Raw genomic sequence first — 22,567 nt, 5'->3', positions numbered from 1 at the left:
TCATCCTCCGATATGATTCATTTTGAGTTGTTTCGTCATTCGATATGACTCGTTCGCTTCGTGCGCGCCGACATGAAGCGGGACACGTTCGACGACGGTGATGCCACATGATTCTAAGGCATCGACTTTTTCTGGGTTGTTCGTCATGAGTCGAACACGGGTCACTCCGAGGTCGCGGAGCATCGCCGCACTGACACGATAGTCACGCATGTCGGGATGGAATCCGAGCGCCTCGTTCGCCTCGACCGTGTCTAACCCTTCCTCTTGCAAGGCGTATGCTTTCAATTTGTTCACGAGTCCGATCCCTCGTCCTTCTTGGCGCATATAAAGGACGATGCCCGACTCCTGTTCGATTCGACCGATAGCAGCATCGAGTTGTGGACCGCAATCACATCGGAACGACCCGAAGACGTCTCCCGTCAAACATTCCGAATGAATTCGAACGAGCGGGACGTCCGACAGCGTCTCGGTCACGAGTGCGACGTGCTCGTGTCGGTCGAATCGGTTCGCGTATCCGATCATCCGAAACGCGCCTTTTGATGAGGGAAGTGACACGTCCGCTTCGCGCGTGACAAGGTTTGTCTCCATATATCGGACCAATGCCTCGATTGTGATGAAGGCCAATTCGTGACGTTTGGCGACTTGCACCAAGTCCGGTACGCGGGCCATCTCCCCGTCTTCACGAATGATTTCACAGATGACGGCTACTGGTTCACTGCCTGCAAGTCGTGCCAAATCGACGGACGCTTCCGTATGGCCACGGCGCACGGAGACGCCTCCTTTTTTGGCGATGAGTGGGAAAAGGTGTCCTGGGCGTTGAAAGTCAGACGGACGTGATGACGGGTTCGCCAATTCGCGAACGGTATGGGAGCGCTCGCTCGCAGAGATGCCTGTCGTCGAATCGACATGGTCAACACTGACCGTAAATGCCGTCCCATGTGGGTCCGTACTGTTCGTCACCATTGGCACAAGGTCAAGGCGTGCCGTGACTTCCTCGGCGACGGCTGCACAGACGAGTCCTTTTCCTTCCGTGATTAAAAAGTTCATCGTCTCAGGTGTCATCTTGTCACCGAGCACGACAAAGTCACCTTCATTCTCACGGTCCTCGTCATCGACAACGATGATGGGACGTCCGCGTCTTAACTCTTCAATCGCTCGATCGATCGAATCAAACATTACCATCCCGCCTTTCCATAGCCTTGTGATGCCAAAGACTCGAGTGTCATCTTCGACTGCCCGACTAATTTTTCCATATATTTTGCTAACAGATCACATTCCAAATTGACAGAGTCGCCGACATGCTTCGATCCGAGAACGGTCTCGCTATATGTGTGCGGGATCAAGGACAGGGTAAATCCACGTTCTGATACATCAAATACGGTCAGACTTGTCCCGTCCACAGAAATCGCTCCCTTCGGCACGATGTATGAAAGAAGCGAACGGTCGCATTGAATGTCGACATATACGGCATTCGCGAGTGGACGTTTCTTGGCGATGCGTCCGACGCCGTCGACGTGTCCGGACACGAAATGCCCACCGAATCGTCCGTCCGCTGGCATCGCCCGCTCCAGATTGACTCGTGTGCCCGGCTTGACCCCATCTAAACTGGAGGCTTTCAACGTCTCTGGCATCACATCAACAGCGAACGTCGACGCGTCAAACGTCGTGACCGTCAGACAAATCCCGTTCACCGCAATGCTGTCCCCGCCCTTCACGTCCTCGAGCACTTTCGTACCTGACAGGACGAGCCGTAAGGACGGTCCATTTCGCTTCACCGCTTTGACCGAACCGATTTCTTCTACGATTCCGGTAAACATCAGAGCGCCTCCTTTCGAAGGACAACTTTCAGATCGGGTCCAATCGTCTCGACCTGATGAATGCCAAAGCGAGCAATCGCATCGATCGAGCCTTCCTGCTGCGAGCGATAGATGCCGTTCTTCCCGCCGAATACGCGCGGTGATTGATAGGCGACCCATTCATCGACATAGCCCCCGTCAAGAAGCGATGTGACAAGCGTCGGTCCCGCCTCCACCAACAAGCGCCCAACCCCGTTCGCGTACAATGTCTCGAGCATGCTCCCGAGTGACGTATAATCGAATAGCTCGATGCCCATAGCACGCGCCCGTTCCCGTCTCTCTTCATCGTCTGACGAAGTGAACAGAAGGACCGGTACGTCTTCAGCCGTTCGAGCAAGCGTGCTCGCAAGTGGCAAGCGAAGATCACGGTCGAGGACGACTCGCTTCGGCTGACGTGTCTCTCGGTCCAATCGAACGGTCAGTGCCGGATCATCGGCGAGCACCGTTCCAATCCCCGTCAAAATCGCATCGACTGTCGCGCGTAGTTCATGAACGTCACGACGAGCTTCCGAACTCGTCACCCACTGGCTCTCCCCCGACTCCAAGGCAACTTTCCCGTCGATGCTCGTCGCCGTCTTTAAGATGACGTACGGTCGTTTCGTCTCGAGCGCTCGCAAGAACGCTGGATTCAATTCCCTTGCTTCATCTTCAAGCAGTCCGACTTCGACCTCGACCCCAGCCGACCGGAGACGCATGATTCCTTTTCCGGCAACGAGCGGGTTCGGGTCCTCCATGGCGATGACGACCCGTTTGATTCCGGACTCTACAATCAAGTCGGCGCACGGTGGTGTTTTCCCGTGATGCGAGCACGGCTCAAGCGTGACGAAAAGTGTTGCCCCGTACGCTGCCGCACCTGCCATCTTGATTGCATGATCCTCGGCATGCGGTTCGCCTGCCTTGAGATGGGCGCCTAGCCCGACGATGCGACCGTCTTTGACGAGAACGGCACCGACGAGCGGGTTCGCCCCAGTCTGTCCATCAGCCGATTTCGCCAATTGGATGGCCTGTTTCATGTACTGTTTCATCGTTCTCCCTCCTTTTTTCCGTACAAACAAAAGACCCTAAGGAAAAGGTCCTTAGGGTCTTGGTGGGAGGGTTTTCGTCGCTTTTGGGCAAGCCAAATAAACGTTTTCTTTACAGAAAAGCGTACGACGAAGAACAGGTCACGCGAACCTGTTTTTTTGTTCCTTCTCCCATCCAGACTATACTGTCGGCTCTAGAGTCTCACTAGATCCACCGTTCGCACACGTGCGCCCGGGTCACGGACTTAGGGCATGGCCCATCACCGCCGGTTGGGAATTTCACCCGACCCCGAAGGAATATTTGTTTGTACAGATTTACTGTATCGCAATTATTTTTATTTCGCAAAACAAAAAGCGCCACTCGTGTGAGTAGCGCCTCGATTATGCGAGAAAGAGGACGACAAGAAGCCCGACAATCCAGCAATAATATGAGAAATACTTCAGTTCACCTTTGGCCATGATGTGTTGGAACCACTTCAAAGAAATCGCGGTCAATGCATAAGAAGCGATGAACGCTAAGATGAGCGGGCCGAACAAGTCACGCGTCTCTGGGTTCGTAAACAAAGACGGACCGTCCAAAATCATCGTGCCGAGACTGATCGGGATGAACAGGAAGAATGAGAAACGAAGTGCTGATTCCTGCTTGATTCCGAGTAACATCGCCATGACGATAGTCGCCCCAGAGCGACTAATGCCTGGGATAAGTGCTACCGCTTGGGCAAGTCCAATCAAGATGGCGTCACGTAACGTGATACCGCCGTCCCCTTTATTTCCGCGCATATTTCGAATGAACCAAAGCGCGAGACCTGTGATGATGAGCGTATATCCGACCGTTGCGACGCCACCGAGTACTTCTCCGATCCAGTCACCGAAAACGACACCGAGGACACCGGCTGGAACCGTTGCGACGAGGAGCAAGCCGATAAACTTCACATCGACCATCGTTTCTTCCGTTCGGTCCTTCTTGAATAGGAACGTCCATAAACTGACGATGAGACGGATGACATCTTTACGATAGACCGTCAAAACCGCGAGGAGCGAAGCAAAATTTACGAAAACTTCAAATGACAATCCCGGCAAGTCGATGTTAAATAATTCTTGGAAGATAACAAGATGTCCACTTGATGAAATCGGAATCGGCTCCGTGAATCCTTGGATCAATCCGAGCAACGTATAAAATAACCAAACTGTCATAATGGTAATCCTCTTTTCTGTTTTTCACTCAATGCGCCTATTTTAGCAGAATTGGACTTTCGTTGACCAGCTGTTAAAAATTTTTTGATGTAATTTCAATATTCGATTGATTAGTCTGAAAATTAAATTTATTATAGAAGGGTACTCATCTGGAGCGAAGGCGATGACCCCATTTCTCCAGTTGGGTACTTTTTTATAAAAATATGACATTTTTGGTTGATTAAAACTTTTTGTTTACATTTATCTCGAAATTCGATTTAATTTGTAATAGAACTGTTACCATTTTTTGAAATCTTTTTCTGTGACTTTAGACCTATCCATTTCTTAGAATATGTTTAAAAATTTTCAAAATCACGTTAATAAATCCGAAAAACCATCCGATAGTATGATTGTAGGAGCATTTTTTTCATCTTTGTCGGTTCATATTTGAGTCCACGGAAGGAGGAACCATCATTGAGTCAAACGCTAACCACTAAATCCCATCACTTGTCCACTGAACAGCAGAGGATGATCCATTGCATCCGCCTTCTCGGGGACTTGTTGAAGGAACGTCCGCGCCGTTCTGTCTATCGTCGCTTTGCCATGGAACAGAATTGGCCATCTCCTGAATCGATCATCAGACAGTTCGGGTCATGGGCTGAGGCACTTGCCATCGCAGGCTATGAATGGCATGGAGAAGCAACTGTCGAATTGCCAGACAAAATGCCAAAGTATACACGCGAGGACATCATCGAGACACTTGCGCTTTATTCGCGAGACATGGGCTCGATTATCACCTTGAAGAAGTATCAGCAATGGCGAAAGCTCCATCCGAAGGCACCGAGCCATTATCATATCGTCAAGACATTCGGTTCATGGCATGATGCCTGTGCCGAGGCAGGACTTGAGGCGAGTGTCACCTATTCGAAAACGGAACTCTCCAACGCGCTCCGTGAAGCTATTCAGGAAATGGGCTTCTCCCTCTCATTCGAAGCATATCGGGAATGGGCGAAGCGTAACAACAAACCTTCGACAAAAGCGATCTTACATCGCTACGGCTCTTGGTCAGCCGCCGTTCATGCGGTTGAATCGGAACTTTATAATACGAACTCATAATCTTTTCATACAAAAGGAGGATCTGCCACTTGGCGGATCCTCCTTTCATCTGACTTCTGTTGATAGTCCTTGATAGTGGGCGACCCGGTCACGACCATTGAACTTGGCACCGACATACATGGCTCGGTCCGCATGCCGAAGTACCGTATCGAGGTCTTCATATTCATGAATCGTCTCGATCCCAATACTCGCCGTCACCGTAATGCGTGTCCCTTCCGTGCCAAAGTCATGTCGTTTCAGTGCGTCGCGTATCTTTTCACCGACCAGTTGGGCTGCAGCCTCATCCATCCGAGGGAAGACGAATACAAATTCTTCGCCACCATACCGTGTCACCAAATCTGTCGCCCGGACGCTACGCGTGAACAATTGTCCGGCCTCAATCAACACCTCGTCCCCGAACGCATGTCCATATGTATCGTTGATCGACTTGAAATGATCCAAATCAACTAGGAAAAGGGATAGTGGATAGGATGCGACGTCGTTCAATCGTTCTGTCGTCCAGTTACGTAACGCCCGCTGATTATGGAGACCTGTCAACGGGTCCGTCAAACTCTCATGTTGAAGGCGGTCCCGCTCATCGATTCGCTCGATTGACCACGACAACGTTTTGAGGAGCCGATTCACTTCGACGGCAATCGGCATCTCATACGCGCCGTTCGCTGTCGTCGACACCATACAGCTGACGGCCGTTTCCGCTCCCCAAACAGGCTGGATAACGAGCGCCGAATGATGAAGCTCTTGTTGCTGTTGTTGCAAGTCGGGATGCCATTCATGAAGTGAATCATAGACGAAACATGGCTCATCCTCGTCTTGATAGCGCTCGATCGTATAAGCGTCCGGCACACTCGGGATGATGCGTCCCGTCATATCATAAAACGTCCGCTCCCCTTTTCGGTTGACCTGCAGCCAACCACGTTCGACTTCAACGACGTCACGTAGTCCGTTCCAAAACTTTTCAATCAACAGCTGTTCACTATCGACACGATAGAGCTGCTCTTTCAATCGCTCGACCTGATCGACTTTTGTTTTCGTCTCTTCTGTCTCCGTCGCTTTCGACATCGTCATCTTTAAGACGGATAGAACGAAGAATGTGACAATCAGCCCGACATATCCAAACACGAGATACGATTCAATCGCAATCATCGTGAACAACAGTTCGAGTGACACGACGAGCCAATCGAATCGAATCAACCGCCACATGATCGGTAACGGGATTCGTTCTCCAACCATGAAGTACGACAGGGCAAAACTCATCGTTAGAACGAGGAAGAGCGTACCTAAGAACGCCAACATCGCCACGCCTTGTTGCATCAAATGAACCGGTTCACCGATGCGTCCACCGAGGCCGATATAGGCTAGGCCTGGCAATAGGACGAGGAGGCATTCAATTACCGTATTGAGCGGATAGAAATGTAAGAAACGACGACGCCCTACCCGACGGTTGAACGTCCTCGCCTGAAAGGTGAACAAGAGGAGCTGTCCCATCAGGAGGGCCGGGGCGAGTCCATAGAGGAAGAACGTGATAAAGACGAACATCTCATGGAACGTGAAATGGAGATGTCTACGCTTGAGCGGGTTCATGACGAACAAAGCACCTAGTGTATAGATAAACCAAAACAACGGCCAGTCGAACGATTCGAGGTGGTGCAAAGTCAAATACGTCACACCTGTGAAGACGACGGCCCATGCGAGCCAGCTCCGAACTAGATACTTCCGAAATCGCATCGTCTTCTCCCCTTTTCCCGTTCATTTTTTCTAGTATGACCCGTAATGCAAAAACATTCCAGCAATTGTTTGAAAGTTGAGACAATGAAATATTGAAATTATTCCCATTTAGATGTTTTACTTAACAACAAGTCGGCAACAGTCATGGAAAGGAGGCTAACAATGGACCTTTCCATGTTTCTCATCACATTTCTTTTGATCTATTCGCTGACGATCACGTTTCTATTTTTACGGAAGCAAAAACAACATTGAAACATACAAAAGGCGATCCTCTCACGAGCATCGCCTTCACGTCTTATTTCGCTTTCAAATATGAAATCCCGATCGACCCAGATCCCGTATGTGCCCCGAGAAGCGGTGCGAGCGTGTCGACCCGAATCGGAATCTTGTCACCGAGTCGTTCTTTCCATTCTTGCGCGAGTTCAGGGACGTTCCCGTGGAAAATCGAGACATCCTGACACTCTCCTGACTCAATCGCCGCACGCAACACTTCGAACAAATGAGCTTGTGCTTTCTTGTATGTGCGGACGGTCTGATAAGGAACGATTAATCCATCCTCAAATCGAAGTACCGGCTTCAATTGAAGCATATTCCCGATCAATGCTTTCGATTTTGAGATACGTCCGCCTTTTTGCATCTGCGTCAAATTTTGAAGCGTCAATTCAATCCGCACATCTTCGACGCGTTCCTTCATGTAGGCTTCCACGTCTTCAAGTGCATCGCCTCGTTCGACACGTTCAATCAACTCCTCAAACATGAGTCCCATCGTATAGATGCCTGCTCGTGAATCGAAAGCGAGTAACTTAAATTCAGCGATTTCGGCCCCTTGTACGGATGCCGAATACGTTCCGCTCAAGTCAGACGACAAGTGAATGGCGATTCCCATATCGTACTCGTCTTTCAATTTCTCATAGAGAGTGACAAAGTCTCCGATTGCAGGCTGGCTCGTCGACACACGCTCCCCGGCATCGATCCACTCATAGACGGTCGTCGCATCGACTTCAATCCCGTCCTTATACGGTTGGTCCCCTTTGACGACGTAGAGCGGGACGATATGAATGTCTGGATGGTTCACTAAAGCATCTGGAAGGACAATCGTGCTGTCCGTGATATAAGCAATCTTCATGGAAAGTTCTCCCTTAAAAAAGTTTTTAGTACCTGGTTATATTATTTTATCACAGGTGAAGCGGTTTCACTATTTTTTCAAAACATCCTATGTGCAGCTCGTCCAATCTGACCTCGAAACGGGTACATGATACATAACGAACAAAGGAGGCGAACGAGAGATGATTCAACTCGAGAACGTCAATAAAATTTACAAGACCGGCGACGTAGAGACCGCTGCCTTGAAAGAGATTGACCTAACCATTCGTGACGGTGCATTCGTCGTCATCCTCGGGCCAAGTGGAAGCGGGAAAAGTACATTACTCAACGTCATCAGCGGACTCGATACCGTATCAAGCGGCAAGATCACGTTCGGGGACACGGTGTTGACCGATTTATCTCCTGAACAGATGACGACATTCCGACGCGACCATCTCGGATTTATCTTTCAACAATACAATCTCCTTCAAAACTTGACTGTCTATGAGAATATTCAAATCGGATCTGATTTGACGAAAGACCCACTCCCCATCGATGAATTGCTCGATCAAGTCGGACTCGCGACAGCCCGTGACAAATATCCCTATCAATTGTCCGGCGGTGAACAGCAACGGGTCTCCGTCGCCCGTAGTCTCGCTAAAAATCCAGCCATCGTCTTCTGTGACGAACCGACGGGGTCGCTTGACGAAGAGAATTCGAAGAAGGTGCTCGAGCTATTGGAACGACTGAACGAGACGTATCAAAAAACGATCGTCGTCATCACGCATAACAATGGAATCAGCGACATGGCGGACGATGTCATCAAGATGAATTCCGGTCGAATTGTCGAAGTGATCCATAATGACACCCGCGTCGCGGCACGTGACATTCGTTGGGGATAAGGAGGTGGCGACATGCTGTACAAAAACGTGTGGAAGACGCTCAGCAAGAAATGGATGCAACTGCTCGCCATCGCCATCATCATCGTCATGAGTTCGCTCACGTACACGATGATGTTCTATGGGATCAGCGGAATCGAAGTTCCGACCGAAGAATACTTGGAGGAATCGAACCAGGAAGACTTCGCCATCGAGATGCTGAACCGGGTAACGGAAGAAGAATTACGTGATCCCGATATCGCCACACTCGCTGGGACCGGAATGTTTACTTTAGCCGACATCAAACAGACCGACGAAGACGTCTTTAATCGTTTGATCGCATCTCGCATCGATGCAGTCGAACGAGAGATGCCAGAGGCGACGATTGAGCTCCGTGACTTCAAAACGATTACGTACACGCTCGGTGATGCCGAACATCGTGGTCTCATATTGAAGGAATCTGATACAATCAACCGCTCCTATGTAGAGGCTGGATCAAGACCAAATACGAATGACGAGGTCGCCCTCAACAAAAAATATGCTGAAGAGAACGGGATTGAAATCGGGGACACGATCGATCTCGGCAGACCGTTCACCGTCAGCGGGTTCGTCCTCTTCCCTGACTACACACTCCCACTGTTCGATGACAACTTTTTCAATCTAGACCCAGGCTCTCAAACGCTCTTACTCATGACGGACGAATCGTTCGAATCCACTGTCGGACAAGAGTCGTTCCGTCTATCGGGTGTGACGGAGCAGACAGTCGTGACCGATCTCGAATTGCCATTTGTCGTGTCCGTCATGGAGACAGAAAATATCATCCGTAGCGGTGCGATTTATAGTGAAATCTCATCTGGGAAAGCGATGGCGCTCGGACTCAGTCTCTTCATCGTGTCGATTGCCGTCATCATCGTCGCCATCTTGATCTCGAACATGCTCGAGGCGGAACGTGGCCAAATCGGACTGTTGAAAGCAATCGGCTATAATCGCCGTCAAATCGCGGCGCCCTATCTCGTCCTCATCTTGATTTTCGCTTTCTTCATGCTCATCATCGGCTACTTCCTCGGTCTTTATTTTGCGGACCCGTTGAAACAGTTGTATCTCGACTTTTACCTTTTACCGTCCATCACCATCGCCCAAAGTCCGCTCGTCTTTCTCACGGCCGTGTTTGCACCATTGCTATTCTTCGCGCTCGTTGCAGGCGCAGTCATCTATAAAATCATGGGAGAAAGCGCCCTTGCCCTACTATCACCGCGAGACAACGTCTCCTTAAATCGACTGAGCCGATTCGTCAGTCGACTATTGAAGCGAGCGAGCGGCAAGACGAAGTTCAAATACTTGTATGCCGTCAAAAGTACAGGCAGTTTTCTCATTTTCTTCCTCGGTATTTTGTTCTCGACCATCCTCATCGTCTTCGCCCTGATGATGAACGGAGCCGTCGACCGAATGACCGTGGGTGGTTTGAATGAGGCCGTCTATGAATACGAAGCGTATACAGACGGTTCACCGCCAATCGAAGACGGACAAGAACCATTCCTCACTTATCCGTTCGCGTTTGTTGAAGAGAAACTGATCACCTTGAAAGGCTTAGATATCGACAATACCTTATTCCCTTTACGCAACGAAGAGGGTGACACGCTGACACTTGAACCTGACGGACTAATCGTATCGTCATCCCTTGCCTTAAAACTCGGACTCGAGGTCGGGCAGGACATCGATATCGAACTGAATGAGGAAACGCTGACTTACCCCATCACGGGTATCGCCGATGAATTCTCTGGAGACTTCGCCTATTTGCCCCGGACGACGTTAAGTGAACTTCTTTCGGATGGGATGACGGATGACTTATTCAATGGCATCTATGCGATGGAGCGCCCAGATGACTCCGACTATACGACCATCTTGTCGCGTCAAGGGTTGATTGAGCAGTCCGAATCCATCAATCAATATATGAACTTTATGATGAACGTCTTGATCGGCGGGGCATCTCTCATCGCCTTCAGCATCTTATTCGTCCTGACGGCACTGACGGTCGAGAAGAATTACTATGTCATTTCCTTGTTGAAAGTCATGGGATACCAAAAACGGGAAGTCCGCTCGATGATACTGAACAGTTACTTCATTTACGCGCTCGTCTCGGCCCTTTTGAGCATTCCAATCGCCTTGTTGACGCTTCGGGTCATTATCGTCGTGTTCGCAGAAGATTATGGGCTCGTGCTGCCGCTGGAATTCGAGTGGATTTATATCGTCTATACGCTCGGTGCGGTCGTTCTCCTCTTCTTCCTGAGCACGTTTATCAGCCGACGGAAGATTGATCAAATCCCACTTCAGGAAGTATTGAAGACATATCAAGAATAATTTGTGCCAAAATAGGGCATAATAAAAGATAGACCAGGCCTCTCCCGAGGAGGGGCCTGACTTTTGCAGAAAAGGATGATTGACATGAATCGTACACAAGTTATGCTCGCCATTCCAGGGAACTGGTCTTCCGCGGAAGGCGTGAACGAACAAATTAGTTTACATAGTGAAGGCTACACGATGGCCGGTCTGTTGTTGCTCGAAGATGAGACGGGCAAGGCGTTTACTGTAGAAGTCGTCGAACGAGACCCGGCTCTCGCCGAGGCGATGATTCACGCGAGTTCGGGTGGATTCACACCAAAAGTCGCAAAAGGAATCGCCCGTCATACGCATGTCGTCTATTTGATTGTCGATGTCAACGATTTGACAGACGTTGCCGCTGCGCGCCGTGCCGCAAATGCCGTCTTGAACGCTGGTGGGGTTGGCGTCATGGTCGAGTCGGCTGGTGTCTCTTTCTCGAAAGATGAATGGCAAGAGTCGAAAGAAGAAGACCTCGCGCTCGATTACTCGCTGTTGACGGCCATCACGGAAGAAGAGAACGCCTATATGTCATGGGGAATGAAAGCGTTCGGTCATGCAGACGTGGCTGTTCCGATGACACTTGATATCGAGGATGCCATCCATGTGATTCATTCGTTCAACTTCCATCTCATCTCAGGTGGCGCGATGTTCGGCGATGGTGACCATTTCGCGTTCGAAGACGGACGTGCCTTCACGGTCGAGATGGGTGAAGACGAACGGACGACAATCGACAACTTGTTGCATAACCCGTTCGGTTTGATTTACCTCGTCCCACAAGCAGCAGAATAACCTGAAAATGGAGCGCCATTTGGCACTCCATTTTTTTATGTCGCCAACACGTCATGGTATTCAGGATGACGATCGAACTGATTTTTTGTGAACGGACAAAGCGGGATGATTGTCTTCCCTTCTGCCCGTGCATGATCGACGACAGCGACCACAAGTTTCTCCCCGATTCCTTGGCCTCGCAGGTCATCACTGACATACGTATGATCGACAATCAGTTTGTCGGGTCCCGTCGGTACGTAGTGCAGTTCTGCCGATGGCTTCGCCTCGTCCCCGACGTAAAACGTATTTTCCTTCTGTTTGATCTCCATTCACTCAGCACGCTCCCCGTCTAATTTTAGTGGGATGAAGAAATGATCACGCGTCGTCCAGTCCATCTCCCGCATCAAGATGTCGAACGAGGTGGACAAGAAGTCCTGGACGTGACGACCCGTCACCTCATCAAGCGGCAAGAAAAACTCACTCTTCTCCGCATCATAATAAGCCGCTTCCGGCTTCAACGTCTCCGTCGGTAACGGTCTGAACAAAAACGGATACGGCAACACGAAATAACTCGGACGATCCGTCACATCATCCCCGAGCCAAAATCCGAATTCGACAAACTGTTCATCAAAGGCGACACGCTCAATCACTTTGTTCTCCGGAAACGGCTGTTCAATCGGATAAATGACGAGTGACGAGACGTCAAACGTCCCCCAAAAGAGGGCCGGTTTGATTTTTCGGCATCGCAGTTTTGATAAATATGTCAGTTGTTCGTGCGCCGCTCGCTGAAACAACCTTAACCCTTTCCGGGCATACGCCGCGTCATAGGCAAGCGGTGTCTCGTCCGTATCGAGCTGGCCTGTGAACGACATCTCTTGTGGTTTCGGATTGATGTTCACATGTATCCCGTGTTCGCGAAGACGCGCGAATAAATCATCGTGATAAGACTTGATCGTCTTCCCCGATTCAATCGGAATGGCGTCCGTCTGATCCTCGACGTGGATGACGAGACAAGACGTCAACAGGTCCACGTCGATTTGTAGCGTTCGTTCTCCTTCGAACAACAATCCTGTCGTGAATCCTTGCACCATAAGCGGCAACGAGACATGCCCCCACTGCGGTTCTGGCGGTGCCAGTTGAAGTCTGATCTTCCCGAGCAGTTGGGAAATCAAATGCAAGGTCAACTTTGTGTCGTGCCATTCTGAATGCAGTGGAATATGCATCCTCACTCATCCTCTCATCCTTTACATGCGCCACTATGGTCACAAATCGGTCGTTTCTCAGACTGCCCGCACCCACACAGTGTCGCTCGGTAAGTCGAAATGACGTCATTCCCTTGTTCAATGTGAAGGTCGCCTCGCACCTCGATTTGTTGCCAGTCGTTCAGCTTAACAGATGTCGGCACATCCGGCGTCTCCGCATCTCCTCCGTCTTTTCGGACGAATTGGAGCGCACCGCTTGGACAACGTTCAATCACCGTCGCGACATCAGGCGCCTCGGCACCGTCTGGTAAAATCCACGGTTTTCGTTTCGTATCAAACACGTCCGGTAGCCCGCGCACACATTCTGCCGCATGTACGCAAAGCGACACATCATAATACACATCAATCGATTCTCCCACATATTGTTTGCCCCGCATCGAATCACCCCTTATGTGTTTGCGGGTCTTTACCCGTTCACCTACGAAAAAAACCCATCATCCGTCAAGTGGGATGATGGGCTTCGATTAGGCTTGTCTAATTTCTTGCATGCGTTCGAGTTGATGTGTCAATTCCCCGATTGGGACGAATCGCGCCCGACGTAGCATCTCTTTTCCGTTGATGAAAAAGAGGACGACCGGTACTGTGAAAATGGAGAAGGTTCCCGCAACTTCTGGGACTTCGTCCGAATCCACTGCGACCGCCTCGATGTCAGGGAATTGATGGAGCATCTCTTCGATTTGAGGTTTCAGCGCATGACAGACACTGCATCCTGGATGCGACACGTAAACGAGCAGTTGTTCCGTGCTCGCGATCCGTTCGTTCAATCCAGTCAACGTTGTCATTGCTTCCATCTTATATTCCTCCTATTCATTAAGCGTCGAGCCACAAGACACCGACCGTCTCAAACCCGGCATGTACCGCGATGGATGGACAGAATCGTGTCCGTACCACTTCAAGACCCGGTAATTTCGACTCGATAAGTGCGACAAGGTCGTCTTGCATCTTCGGTGCGAGTGCCGTCTGGACGAACACACGATTGTCTTTTACACCGTTCTCCACGTGGCGACGTTCGAGTTCGCCGACCATCTCCGCATAGGCTTTCTTCAACGAGCGTGCTTTTTTGAACGGAATGACTTTCCCCGTCTCATCGAGCGTGATGATCGGTTTAATGTTCAAAATGTTCGCAAGGAACAGCTCACCCGAAGAAACACGGCCACCGCGGCGCATCGTTTCCATGTTTCCGATAATCATGAAGAAGTTTTTCTTATCACGCCATGCCTCGAGCAATGCGACAATCTCTTCGACGGATTTGCCTTCTTGTTCAGCAGCCTTTCCGATTCGAACGAGCTCTTGTTGCGCTTCGAGCGCAGCGTGAGAGTCGATTGTATACACTTTAAAGTCAGCCGCCTCTGCCGCTGCTTTTGAGTTTTTGGCCGTGCTGCTCAATCCGTTCGAACAGTGGACGGCGATGGCGCAGTCATATCCTTCTTCTTTCAAGCGCTCGTAGCGGCCGATGAAATCTCCGAAAATCGGTTGTGACGTCTTCGCTTCTTTCTTTTGGTCAATCATATACCGGTGCAAGTCTTCAAGCGAGAGATTTGTTTCACTATAACCGTTGCCATCAACAATCAATTGAATCGGGACGATATCCACACCGAGACGCGCCGCCTCTTCTTGTGAGAAGTTGGCCATGCTGTCGGTAATCCATGCGATTTTTGTCATAACTAAAAAGCCTCCAATGGTCGTTCATTTTTGTCCAATCCCATTATACCTTATTTTCTGCCCCTATTCCTACTCGTCCGAACGAGACACAAAAACAGAGCGACATGCGGTCGCCCTGCTTCTCTTCACTTCGTCGAAATCAATTTTGTATGGGCGAATTCGTCATGCGGCAACTCGAGGTCTTTGTTCGACTTCATCTGTTGGAGCGCTCGAATGAGCGGAATCCCGAGCGTCGCCGGATAGACGACGTCCTTATAAAGTGTCCGTTTGATGACCTGTTCAAGAGAGAGCGGGCGTCCGTCCGCACTCACGACTTTTATTCCAACGACTCGATCACCAAGTGTCTGACCGTTTTGGTACAGCATACAGTAAACCTCTCCAGCCATCGTCACAACGGTCGGTAAGTAATACCGCTTCACTTCCTTGTCTGGCCATACCTTTTTGCGGATTGCCTTCTCAATCAATTTGGCCGGCGTCTGAAAGACGACTTGGTCGATTTGACCGGCGACGGCTCGTTTCCAAAGTGGGACTGCCACAGCAATCATCCTTTCTCTCGGTTCTAGCCTTTTATTTCCTCTTTTACCGGCTGACGAAACCCCGAGAACGGACATCCGCTTCGTGCGAACAAGTTCGGCGTCTTGATGATATTGTCATAATGTTCATGGAAGACGTGCGTCGTCGCAGGCGATAGGGGTGGGATGAGCCAGCTCCACTGCCCGGTGACGTCACGCCCCGCTTCCCGTTCATTCTTTTCGAATCGTTTGAACTGTTTTGCGGCGGTATGGTGGTCAACGATGGTGACACCTGCCCGTTCGAACGACTGAAGGACAGCGATATTCAATTCAACGAGGGCACGGTCCCGCCAAAGGGAGCGTTCTTTCGACGTGTCGAGCCCGAGTGAACGGCCGACAAGTGGCAATAAGTCATAACGGTCGGTGTCTGCCAAGTTACGGGCACCGATTTCCGTCTCCATATACCAGCCGTTGAACGGCACGGATGTAAAACGGAGACCGCCGATTTCAAGCTCCATGTCGGCGATGGCCGGGACGGCGTGCCATTTGATGGTGCGCCCGTCAAACAAGTCATACTCCTCATGCACGATATCCACTTCGAGCACAGCGTCACTCGGTAATTCATAAAGACGAACATCCTGACCGTCCGTAATCATGAGCGGCAGGACGTCAAACGGCGTGCCTGCACCGACCCAACCGAGTTGTTCAGCCCGTTTCGTCATCGTCACCGACATCGGATCCCCGATGATCCCGTCTTGCGTCTCATATCCGGCATACCGAATGAGCTGCGTATTCAACAGTTTGAACTCGTTCGGAAGGACCGTCATCGTCGAGCGGATCTTCCCACCGTTCGTCGCGAAATGAAGATGATTGACAAGCCGCGCGTAGACATCATCAAATGTTGTGGCGTCTCGAGCATCGATCACATGAAGCGTCTGCCAAAACAATCGTCCGATGCAACGGTTCGAGTTCCGCCACGCCACTTTCGCACCCTCACACAACTCCTCTGTCGTCAACGTATAGGTACCGGTGCGCTCAATTTCTTGTTCGATTTGCTGCAGGCGTTCAGAAGGGACGTCTTGCCGTTGTCGCATCCACTCGCTCGCTTGTTCATACACATTCATATCTTAAGTCTCCTCATTTTTTCTCTCTTCTCCATCTTAGAGAAAAGGAGACCTTCCTTTCAACTATCCATCCTCGCCTACGACAGGTCGAACGCTCATATTCCCTCTACCTGATGTACGAGTTGCAAATAATCGGAGATGGATTCGTCTCCGGTCACTTTTGTCTCAAGAGAAGTGAGCTGCGCTTCCACCCCCGGACTCGATTCGTATTCGGCAGTGTATTGATATAGCCCATTGGTCACTTCTGTCATCCGATGTAAACGAACAGGTAAATCCGCTCCAACCGTAAAGCGAATAATAAACTCGACCTCTCCTTCTAGCGGAAGACGAAGCGCGGCATAAAAATGAAGGTGCTGGTCCGAACGTGATGTCAAGACGATTGAGGATAGTCCGACCGATACCGGTTGTTGTCGAATCGTCGTAATCGTGATTCCCGCTTGAATATAACGAGTTGTCGCCATTTCATGATTATCGAGCGGGTCGGCAATCAGTTTTCCGGTATGCATCATCTTCTCGAAAGCATCGCCGCGGACAGGAGGACTGAACAGATACCCTTGAATCGTCTTGCAACCGAGCTGACGCAACAGCAATAAATCTTCCATCTGTTCGATCCCTTCTACGACGACTGCGAGATCGAATTCTTTTGCCAAGACGACAAGGCTATGAATGATGGCGCGGGCTTGCTTGTTTTCCGATACGCCGTGACCAAATATTCGGTCGATTTTAATCGTATTCACCTGGAACTGTTGCAAATAGGCTAGTGACGAATATCCTTTTCCGAAGTCGTCGAGGGCAAGTTGAATCCCAAGCGCTTTCAACGAAGAAAAGACGTTCATGATATGGTGTGTTTCATCTAGTTTTGACGTCTCGGCCACTTCGATTTCAAGCCAATGTAACGGGACATCATGTCGCCGGCTCGCCGCTTCGAATGTATGCAACAACTGTTCGTGATACAAGTATTTCGGGGAAACGTTCAACGAGATTGGGACTTTACTCCGTAACGTCGCCAAGTACCGAAACACTTCCTCAATCAAATAGTCCGTCAATCGAATGAACAGGTTGCTCTCTTCGGCGAGTGGGATGAAGTCAAGCGGAGACACGACACCCCATGTCGGATGATCCCAACGCATCAGCGCCTCCGCTCCCGTGATCTCTCCGGTCCACGCATTCACTTTCGGTTGATATAAGAGATAAAATTCATTCCGGTCAATGGCGTTCGGCAAGTCACGTAACAATTCGAATCGCTTCAATTCATCAAGGTTCATATGCGAGGCATACAAAGAGACAGGGGCCGCTCCCGACTTCCCAGCTCGTCCCATCGCCATATAACTCCGGCGAATGAGCGTCGTTTCGTCATCCGCATCATTCGGATAACGGCTGACTCCGACTTGCATATTCGGATATACGGAATACGGTTCAAGTTGAAAACAGTAATCGGATAATGTCGTGAGTCGCTTCCCGATTTGGAACAACTGTTCATCTTCGTGATGACCAGGCATGATGACGAGATACGTATCTCCATCTAAATGACCGACGACCGCTTCGTCCGGTACACTTTCGAGCAACCGATGCGCCGTTTGAATTCGCCATTCATCGCCGTACTCATAACCGAAAGCTCGATTGATGTCACCGATTCGATTGAACGTCACCGTGAATAAGACGAATGCGAGGTCCGTCTGAATCAATCGTGTGACGGACTGGAACATCGTTTCGCGGTTCGGAAGATTCGTCATCGGGTCGAATTCGATCAATCGAAGCACCTCTGCTTCATGCTCCCTCACTTCGGTCATGTCCCGGATTAACGCCTGAAACCCTCGCACGCGCCCCGTCTCATCGTATAGATGGTGACGGAATTCTTGAATCCATTTCTGCTTCTTACCGACAAAAATCCGATATTCAAGGTGGACCGGGGTCATATGACGCGTCTGTTCATTCGCCAGATTGACCTTTTCCAAATCTTCCTGATTGATGACGACTTTCCAATAATCCGGATGGGCATTGAACTGTTTCACCGTATAACCGAAGATGGCTTGAAACTGTCCTGCCGCAAACTCTATTTGGCTCGTATCATAACTATAGTCACAAATCGCCGTGTCTGAAGCCTCACATACGCGACGCAACAGTTCTTCTTTATCGGTCAATTCATGCTCGATGCGTTGCTGGTCTTTCGTCGAAAAAATAACGTACGTGAACACGTTCCGTTCGAGAGACAACGCACCTCGTATCGTAACAGGTAACTCTTTACGTGTGACCTGATGTCGAAGGCGAATCTCTATCGCAAAGTCTGCCCCTTCCCCGGCTGTTCGCAATGTTTGAATCGCTTGTGTCAGTTCTTCCCAGTCATCAGGATGAACCGTTTCGCGAATGTCGTTCAGTGTCATGTCGTTCAATCGGCGTTTTGAAAGGCCAAGGAACGATGATACTTGGGAGGAGAATGAAAACGTGCCGTCTTTCACATGTGCTTCGATGATCATGAGACCCGGCACTTGTTCAAGCAATTCACGCCCTACTTTCATAATCGCATAGCGGTTTTGCGTCTCCCATTCCGCGCTCATGTCTTTTACAATCCCATAAACACCTTGAATGAGTTGGTCTTTATAAAGTGGGGTACACGTGACCGCGAGTTTACGTTTTTGCCCCTCATATGTTTTGACTAGTTCAAAATGAACCGTTTCTCCGACTAACGCCCTTGCGTGATAAGACGCGAACTCTTCTGACTCTGTCGGGGAAATGGTGAGATCGTCAAATAAAAGTCCCATCTTTTCGTTTGAATCAATTAAATGACCATTTGTATCGAGTACGTAGATGGCATCAGGATATTGTTCGATTAATAGGGAGTCCACATGAAATGCGGGCACTTTCCCTTTCGAAAGTATATCTTTGTCGTCTCCGTTGACGCGATGAATCCACTTCTTGAAAATTGCCATACAATCTCTCCTTTCGAAAGAGATGGAAATTCCAAACGTAAACTCTCGTGTTCATACAAAAAGACTAGTTTTTTAAACATTAATTACCAAATACCCATAATCATGCCATAAGAAAACCCCACTTGTTTGCAAGTGGGGTCAATGAATTAGTGACGTTCAAGGACAAACGTATGGTATGCAGGGACTGTGACTCTGCCAGTCATGCGCTTAATCGTCTTCGTTCCAGCGCGATCCCCATCGACAATCACGTTCCACGTTCCTTTTGGAAGTTTCACGGATACAGCGTTCGGGTTCGCGTTATGTGTGATGTACAAGTCGTTCTTTTGACCTGGTGCATCTTCATCGATCAAGTACGTGATGACGTTCGCCTCAGACTTGTAGAATTTCAAGAAGCGCTTCACGTCAGTCGCTTTCGTCATGCGGAGACCAGGGTTTGCTTTCCGCATCTCAATCAAACCTTTCATGTATTGGACGTCCGCTTTACGGTCGGCTGCCCGTTTCCAGTCAAGCTGGTTGATGGAGTCTGGCGATTTGTACGAGTTGTGATCGCCTTCTTTCGTACGCATGAATTCCTGTCCAGCGTGAAGGAATGTCGTTCCTTGGCTCGTCAAGAGAATGCTCGAAGCGAGGCGGTGCATGTCTGTACGCACTTCTTCAGAGGCGTCAGGATTCGTCAACTCCAACTTGTCCCAAAGCGTATGGTTATCGTGCGCTTCGACATACGTAATCGCTTGCGTCGGTTCTTTCGTGAAGCCTTTGATGGTGTCGTTGTACGTGATTTCACCGACGATTCCTGTCTTCACGCGATTCTCCATGCCTTCTTTTCCATTGATGAAGCCATTGTCTTCATCGTAGAAGACGCTTCCTTTCAATCCATCGCGAATGTTGTCATTGAAGTGAGCAACACCTGGCATGTTGTAGGCGTTCTTTTGGTTCGCCTTCAGTTCCGCATCAAGTGGCGTACCGAGATCCCAGCCTTCTCCGAAGACGAGAATCGATTTGTCCACTTTGTTCAGTTCCGCACGGACTTTGTTCATCGTATCGACATCATGAATCCCCATCAAGTCGAAGCGGAAGCCGTCCCAATGGTATTCTTTTGCCCAATAGACGACTGAATCGACGATGAGTTTCTGCATCATCGCGCGCTCAGAAGCCGTGTCGTTTCCGACACCCGTTCCGTTCGCGAAGTCGCCACCTGCCGTGTAACGGTAGTAGTAACCCGGTACGATTTTGTGAAGGTTTGAGGCCTGTGCATCGAACATGTGGTTGTAAACAACGTCCATGACCGCACGCAAGTTGTTGTCATGTAAACCTTGAATCATTTGTTTCATTTCTGTGATTCGTACTTTTGCATCATAAGGATTCGTCGAATACGACCCTTCTGGTGCATTGTAGTTTTTCGGGTCATAGCCCCAGTTATATGTCGCCATCGGATTCGTTTCGTCGACCGAGGCCGTGTTGAAGTCATAGACCGGGATGAACTGAACGTGTGTCACACCGAGGTCTTTGACGTGATCGAGACCGGTCTTCGTCGCCGTTTTCTTCCCATCAACGAGGAGACGCGTTCCCGGCTCGATGACACCGAGATATTTCCCTTTGTTTTGGATACCAGAGTCATATGTGTCCGTCTTCACGTCGAAGATCGAGAAATCACGAACGTGTGTCTCATAGATGATAGCGTCCGTCGAGTTTTTCAACTTCGGTTTCATCGAGTTCCAACGTTTTGGATCGGTTTCTTTTAAGTCGACGATGACCCCTTGATCACCGTTCACACCGACAGCTGTCGCATACGGATCGACTGCACGAACTTTTCCTGTCGCATGTGTCACTTGATACGTATACCCAACACCGTCGAGGTCGCCGCGTACTTCAGCCACCCACGTGCCACGCTCGCCGCGTTTCATCTGGATGACTTTTTTCAAGTCTTTGTCGTTCGCTGGTCGGTCTTTCGGCATGTTCCATAGCTCGAGCTCGACCTGTTGAGCGGTCGGTGCCCAAAGAACAAATTGTGTTTTTGATTTTTGATACGTGATGCCGAGTTTGCCGTTATAAGCATACTTCGCATCAAACTCTTTCGAACGGAGTACTTTTCCTGCTTGAAGCGTCTGTTCACCAAACTCAGGATGTGAGGCTTTGATGACCTTCGCTAAATCGATGTCTTCACTGAATTCAATCGTGACTGACTTGTCACCAGCCTTTGTGATGGCAGCGACAGTAGCACCATCTACCGTCACTTCATCGATGAACGCATCCGTAATGACGCGGTTCGTCGTGAGCGTTGCTTGACGGAACGTGTCCGCCGAGAATGAGACGAGTTTCGGTGAGCGATCGATTTCAGGCTCTGAATAGTAGATTGTCGAATCTCCTTCAACGAGCCAAATCTCGTTTGCTGTACCGAGAACGAAGCGGTCTTCCCCATCTTTCTCCGTCCATTCTCCTTTTTTCGTGATCAAGCCCATCAGTTTTTTCGACTCTGGGTTGGCGAGCTTGACGTTCGCCACGCCACCGAATGCATCAGTCTCGTCAAACGCGATGCTCTGACCGTCCCCACCGTCTGGCCAAGCCCATAGGCCCCAGTCCGTGTATGTATTGTCGTAACGGAAATAGTGGACTTTCATATCGATTTCCGTTGATGCCGTCTCTCCGTCTGGATTCGACGTATAAATCTTTGGATCACCTGATTTGATCCACACTTCTGCGACACCGTCTTGAATCATGTCACTCGTGATGAAGCGGTCATTTTCTGACCCTTTATCCTTGTCCCAGTTGTCCGTTCGGACGATGAGACCAATCTTTTCAGGTGAGTCGACCGGGAATTCGTAAGCCGCCACCTTTCCAAATGCATCTTCCCCATTGAATGTGAAGCCTTTATTCGGGAAGTAATCTGGGCCGTTCGCCCAAAGCCATAAGTTCCAATCCTTTTCGTTATCCGGCGCCTCTTGATAATGGACGACGACGAGTGTCGATTTTCCTTTATCCAAAGCGGACGTCGGCATCGGAAACATTGACAGAATCAGTGCAAACGTTAGCACAACTGCCCATACGGGTTTCCATTGTTTTTTGACCATGAGGGTCCCTCC

General features: G+C 49.8%; 19 protein-coding genes and 1 riboswitch. Of the genes, 4 read left to right on the top strand and 15 right to left on the bottom strand.

Annotated elements, in window-relative coordinates:
* The 4 genes from ribB to KNO85_RS02715 all read right to left on the bottom strand — a co-directional run bounded on the left by ribB (window position 1) and on the right by KNO85_RS02715 (window position 4,072).
* On the bottom strand, window positions 1-1,176 hold the full coding sequence (gene ribB / locus KNO85_RS02730) for a 3,4-dihydroxy-2-butanone-4-phosphate synthase (protein WP_214786731.1): 1,176 nt from the start codon (window positions 1,174-1,176) through the stop codon (window positions 1-3).
* Entirely contained in the window at window positions 1,176-1,817 is a 642-nt protein-coding gene (gene ribE / locus KNO85_RS02725) for a riboflavin synthase (protein ID WP_214786729.1), read from the bottom strand. The genes ribB and ribE overlap by 1 nt, the downstream gene beginning before the upstream one ends.
* A complete protein-coding gene (ribD, locus tag KNO85_RS02720; RefSeq protein WP_214786727.1) occupies window positions 1,817-2,881 on the bottom strand; it encodes a bifunctional diaminohydroxyphosphoribosylaminopyrimidine deaminase/5-amino-6-(5-phosphoribosylamino)uracil reductase RibD in 1,065 nt (354 codons plus the stop codon). Before ribD ends, ribE begins: the two co-directional genes overlap by 1 nt.
* A 156-nt stretch (window positions 2,882-3,037) precedes the next feature.
* Window positions 3,038-3,179: riboswitch (FMN riboswitch) on the bottom strand.
* 80 nt (window positions 3,180-3,259) lie between these two features.
* On the bottom strand, window positions 3,260-4,072 hold the full coding sequence (locus KNO85_RS02715; protein WP_214786725.1) for an undecaprenyl-diphosphate phosphatase: 813 nt from the start codon (window positions 4,070-4,072) through the stop codon (window positions 3,260-3,262).
* A 453-nt stretch (window positions 4,073-4,525) separates the two neighbouring features.
* Between KNO85_RS02715 and KNO85_RS02710 the strand changes: the two genes are divergently transcribed.
* Entirely contained in the window at window positions 4,526-5,167 is a 642-nt protein-coding gene (locus tag KNO85_RS02710; protein WP_074036465.1) for a homing endonuclease associated repeat-containing protein, read from the top strand.
* A 45-nt stretch (window positions 5,168-5,212) separates the two neighbouring features.
* Here the strand turns inward: KNO85_RS02710 and KNO85_RS02705 are convergent, their stop codons facing one another.
* Both KNO85_RS02705 and KNO85_RS02700 read right to left on the bottom strand, forming a co-directional pair.
* Window positions 5,213-6,892 (bottom strand): sensor domain-containing diguanylate cyclase, encoded by a 1,680-nt coding sequence (locus KNO85_RS02705; RefSeq protein WP_214786723.1) that lies wholly within the window; start codon window positions 6,890-6,892, stop codon window positions 5,213-5,215.
* Between the two features lie 295 nt (window positions 6,893-7,187).
* Window positions 7,188-8,018 carry a DegV family protein gene (locus KNO85_RS02700; protein WP_214786721.1) on the bottom strand — a complete coding sequence of 277 codons (831 nt, stop codon included), beginning with the start codon at window positions 8,016-8,018 and terminating at the stop codon, window positions 7,188-7,190.
* A gap of 160 nt (window positions 8,019-8,178) precedes the next feature.
* Between KNO85_RS02700 and KNO85_RS02695 the strand changes: the two genes are divergently transcribed.
* From KNO85_RS02695 to KNO85_RS02685, 3 genes are all read left to right on the top strand, one after another.
* Window positions 8,179-8,877, top strand: coding sequence for an ABC transporter ATP-binding protein (locus KNO85_RS02695; RefSeq protein WP_214786718.1), 699 nt, complete (start codon window positions 8,179-8,181; stop codon window positions 8,875-8,877).
* Window positions 8,878-8,889: 12 nt separating this feature from the next.
* Window positions 8,890-11,211: an ABC transporter permease gene (locus KNO85_RS02690; protein ID WP_214786716.1), complete on the top strand. Its 2,322-nt coding sequence runs from the start codon at window positions 8,890-8,892 to the stop codon at window positions 11,209-11,211.
* An 84-nt stretch (window positions 11,212-11,295) separates the two neighbouring features.
* Entirely contained in the window at window positions 11,296-12,021 is a 726-nt protein-coding gene (locus KNO85_RS02685) for a DUF4261 domain-containing protein (protein ID WP_214786714.1), read from the top strand.
* A gap of 35 nt (window positions 12,022-12,056) precedes the next feature.
* Here KNO85_RS02685 and KNO85_RS02680 read toward each other — a convergent pair whose 3' ends face one another.
* From KNO85_RS02680 to pulA, 9 genes are all read right to left on the bottom strand, one after another.
* A complete protein-coding gene (locus KNO85_RS02680; RefSeq protein ID WP_214786713.1) occupies window positions 12,057-12,329 on the bottom strand; it encodes a GNAT family N-acetyltransferase in 273 nt (90 codons plus the stop codon).
* Window positions 12,330-13,223, bottom strand: coding sequence for a DUF5996 family protein (locus KNO85_RS02675; protein WP_214786711.1), 894 nt, complete (start codon window positions 13,221-13,223; stop codon window positions 12,330-12,332).
* A gap of 14 nt (window positions 13,224-13,237) precedes the next feature.
* On the bottom strand, window positions 13,238-13,639 hold the full coding sequence (locus KNO85_RS02670; RefSeq protein ID WP_214786709.1) for a (4Fe-4S)-binding protein: 402 nt from the start codon (window positions 13,637-13,639) through the stop codon (window positions 13,238-13,240).
* 87 nt (window positions 13,640-13,726) lie between these two features.
* On the bottom strand, window positions 13,727-14,053 hold the full coding sequence (locus KNO85_RS02665) for a thioredoxin family protein (RefSeq protein ID WP_214786707.1): 327 nt from the start codon (window positions 14,051-14,053) through the stop codon (window positions 13,727-13,729).
* A gap of 19 nt (window positions 14,054-14,072) precedes the next feature.
* A complete protein-coding gene (locus KNO85_RS02660) occupies window positions 14,073-14,924 on the bottom strand; it encodes a DegV family protein (RefSeq protein WP_214786705.1) in 852 nt (283 codons plus the stop codon).
* A 125-nt stretch (window positions 14,925-15,049) separates the two neighbouring features.
* Window positions 15,050-15,469, bottom strand: a complete 420-nt coding sequence (locus KNO85_RS02655) for an RDD family protein (RefSeq protein ID WP_214693873.1) — start codon at window positions 15,467-15,469, stop codon at window positions 15,050-15,052.
* A gap of 14 nt (window positions 15,470-15,483) precedes the next feature.
* Window positions 15,484-16,560 (bottom strand): nitric oxide synthase oxygenase, encoded by a 1,077-nt coding sequence (locus tag KNO85_RS02650; protein ID WP_214786703.1) that lies wholly within the window; start codon window positions 16,558-16,560, stop codon window positions 15,484-15,486.
* Window positions 16,561-16,655: 95 nt separating this feature from the next.
* A complete protein-coding gene (locus tag KNO85_RS02645; protein WP_214786701.1) occupies window positions 16,656-19,487 on the bottom strand; it encodes a sensor domain-containing protein in 2,832 nt (943 codons plus the stop codon).
* A 146-nt stretch (window positions 19,488-19,633) separates the two neighbouring features.
* Window positions 19,634-22,555 carry a type I pullulanase gene (pulA, locus tag KNO85_RS02640; protein ID WP_214786699.1) on the bottom strand — a complete coding sequence of 974 codons (2,922 nt, stop codon included), beginning with the start codon at window positions 22,553-22,555 and terminating at the stop codon, window positions 19,634-19,636.
* Window positions 22,556-22,567 lie beyond the last annotated feature (12 nt).

The organism is Exiguobacterium sp. s124, assembly GCF_018617485.1.
In the GTDB taxonomy this organism is placed as follows: domain Bacteria; phylum Bacillota; class Bacilli; order Exiguobacteriales; family Exiguobacteriaceae; genus Exiguobacterium; species Exiguobacterium aestuarii.
The sequence above is the reverse complement of the archived record's forward strand: the minus strand, read 5'-3'. Positions and strand labels throughout refer to the sequence as shown.

Bases quoted from the DNA above. Each gene is read 5' to 3' on its own strand.
- KNO85_RS02715 (WP_214786725.1), bottom strand. From the start codon at position 4,072: ATGACAGTTTGGTTATTTTATACGTTGCTCGGATTGATCCAAGGATTC.
- KNO85_RS02685 (WP_214786714.1), top strand. From the start codon at position 11,296: ATGAATCGTACACAAGTTATGCTCGCCATTCCAGGGAACTGGTCTTCC.
- KNO85_RS02695 (WP_214786718.1), top strand. From the start codon at position 8,179: ATGATTCAACTCGAGAACGTCAATAAAATTTACAAGACCGGCGACGTA.
- KNO85_RS02680 (WP_214786713.1), bottom strand. From the start codon at position 12,329: ATGGAGATCAAACAGAAGGAAAATACGTTTTACGTCGGGGACGAGGCG.
- KNO85_RS02650 (WP_214786703.1), bottom strand. From the start codon at position 16,560: ATGAATGTGTATGAACAAGCGAGCGAGTGGATGCGACAACGGCAAGAC.
- KNO85_RS02690 (WP_214786716.1), top strand. From the start codon at position 8,890: ATGCTGTACAAAAACGTGTGGAAGACGCTCAGCAAGAAATGGATGCAA.
- ribE (WP_214786729.1), bottom strand. From the start codon at position 1,817: ATGTTTACCGGAATCGTAGAAGAAATCGGTTCGGTCAAAGCGGTGAAG.
- pulA (WP_214786699.1), bottom strand. From the start codon at position 22,555: ATGGTCAAAAAACAATGGAAACCCGTATGGGCAGTTGTGCTAACGTTT.
- KNO85_RS02700 (WP_214786721.1), bottom strand. From the start codon at position 8,018: ATGAAGATTGCTTATATCACGGACAGCACGATTGTCCTTCCAGATGCT.
- KNO85_RS02645 (WP_214786701.1), bottom strand. From the start codon at position 19,487: ATGGCAATTTTCAAGAAGTGGATTCATCGCGTCAACGGAGACGACAAA.
- KNO85_RS02675 (WP_214786711.1), bottom strand. From the start codon at position 13,223: ATGCATATTCCACTGCATTCAGAATGGCACGACACAAAGTTGACCTTG.
- KNO85_RS02665 (WP_214786707.1), bottom strand. From the start codon at position 14,053: ATGGAAGCAATGACAACGTTGACTGGATTGAACGAACGGATCGCGAGC.
- ribD (WP_214786727.1), bottom strand. From the start codon at position 2,881: ATGAAACAGTACATGAAACAGGCCATCCAATTGGCGAAATCGGCTGAT.
- KNO85_RS02660 (WP_214786705.1), bottom strand. From the start codon at position 14,924: ATGACAAAAATCGCATGGATTACCGACAGCATGGCCAACTTCTCACAA.
- KNO85_RS02670 (WP_214786709.1), bottom strand. From the start codon at position 13,639: ATGCGGGGCAAACAATATGTGGGAGAATCGATTGATGTGTATTATGAT.
- KNO85_RS02705 (WP_214786723.1), bottom strand. From the start codon at position 6,892: ATGCGATTTCGGAAGTATCTAGTTCGGAGCTGGCTCGCATGGGCCGTC.
- ribB (WP_214786731.1), bottom strand. From the start codon at position 1,176: ATGTTTGATTCGATCGATCGAGCGATTGAAGAGTTAAGACGCGGACGT.
- KNO85_RS02655 (WP_214693873.1), bottom strand. From the start codon at position 15,469: ATGATTGCTGTGGCAGTCCCACTTTGGAAACGAGCCGTCGCCGGTCAA.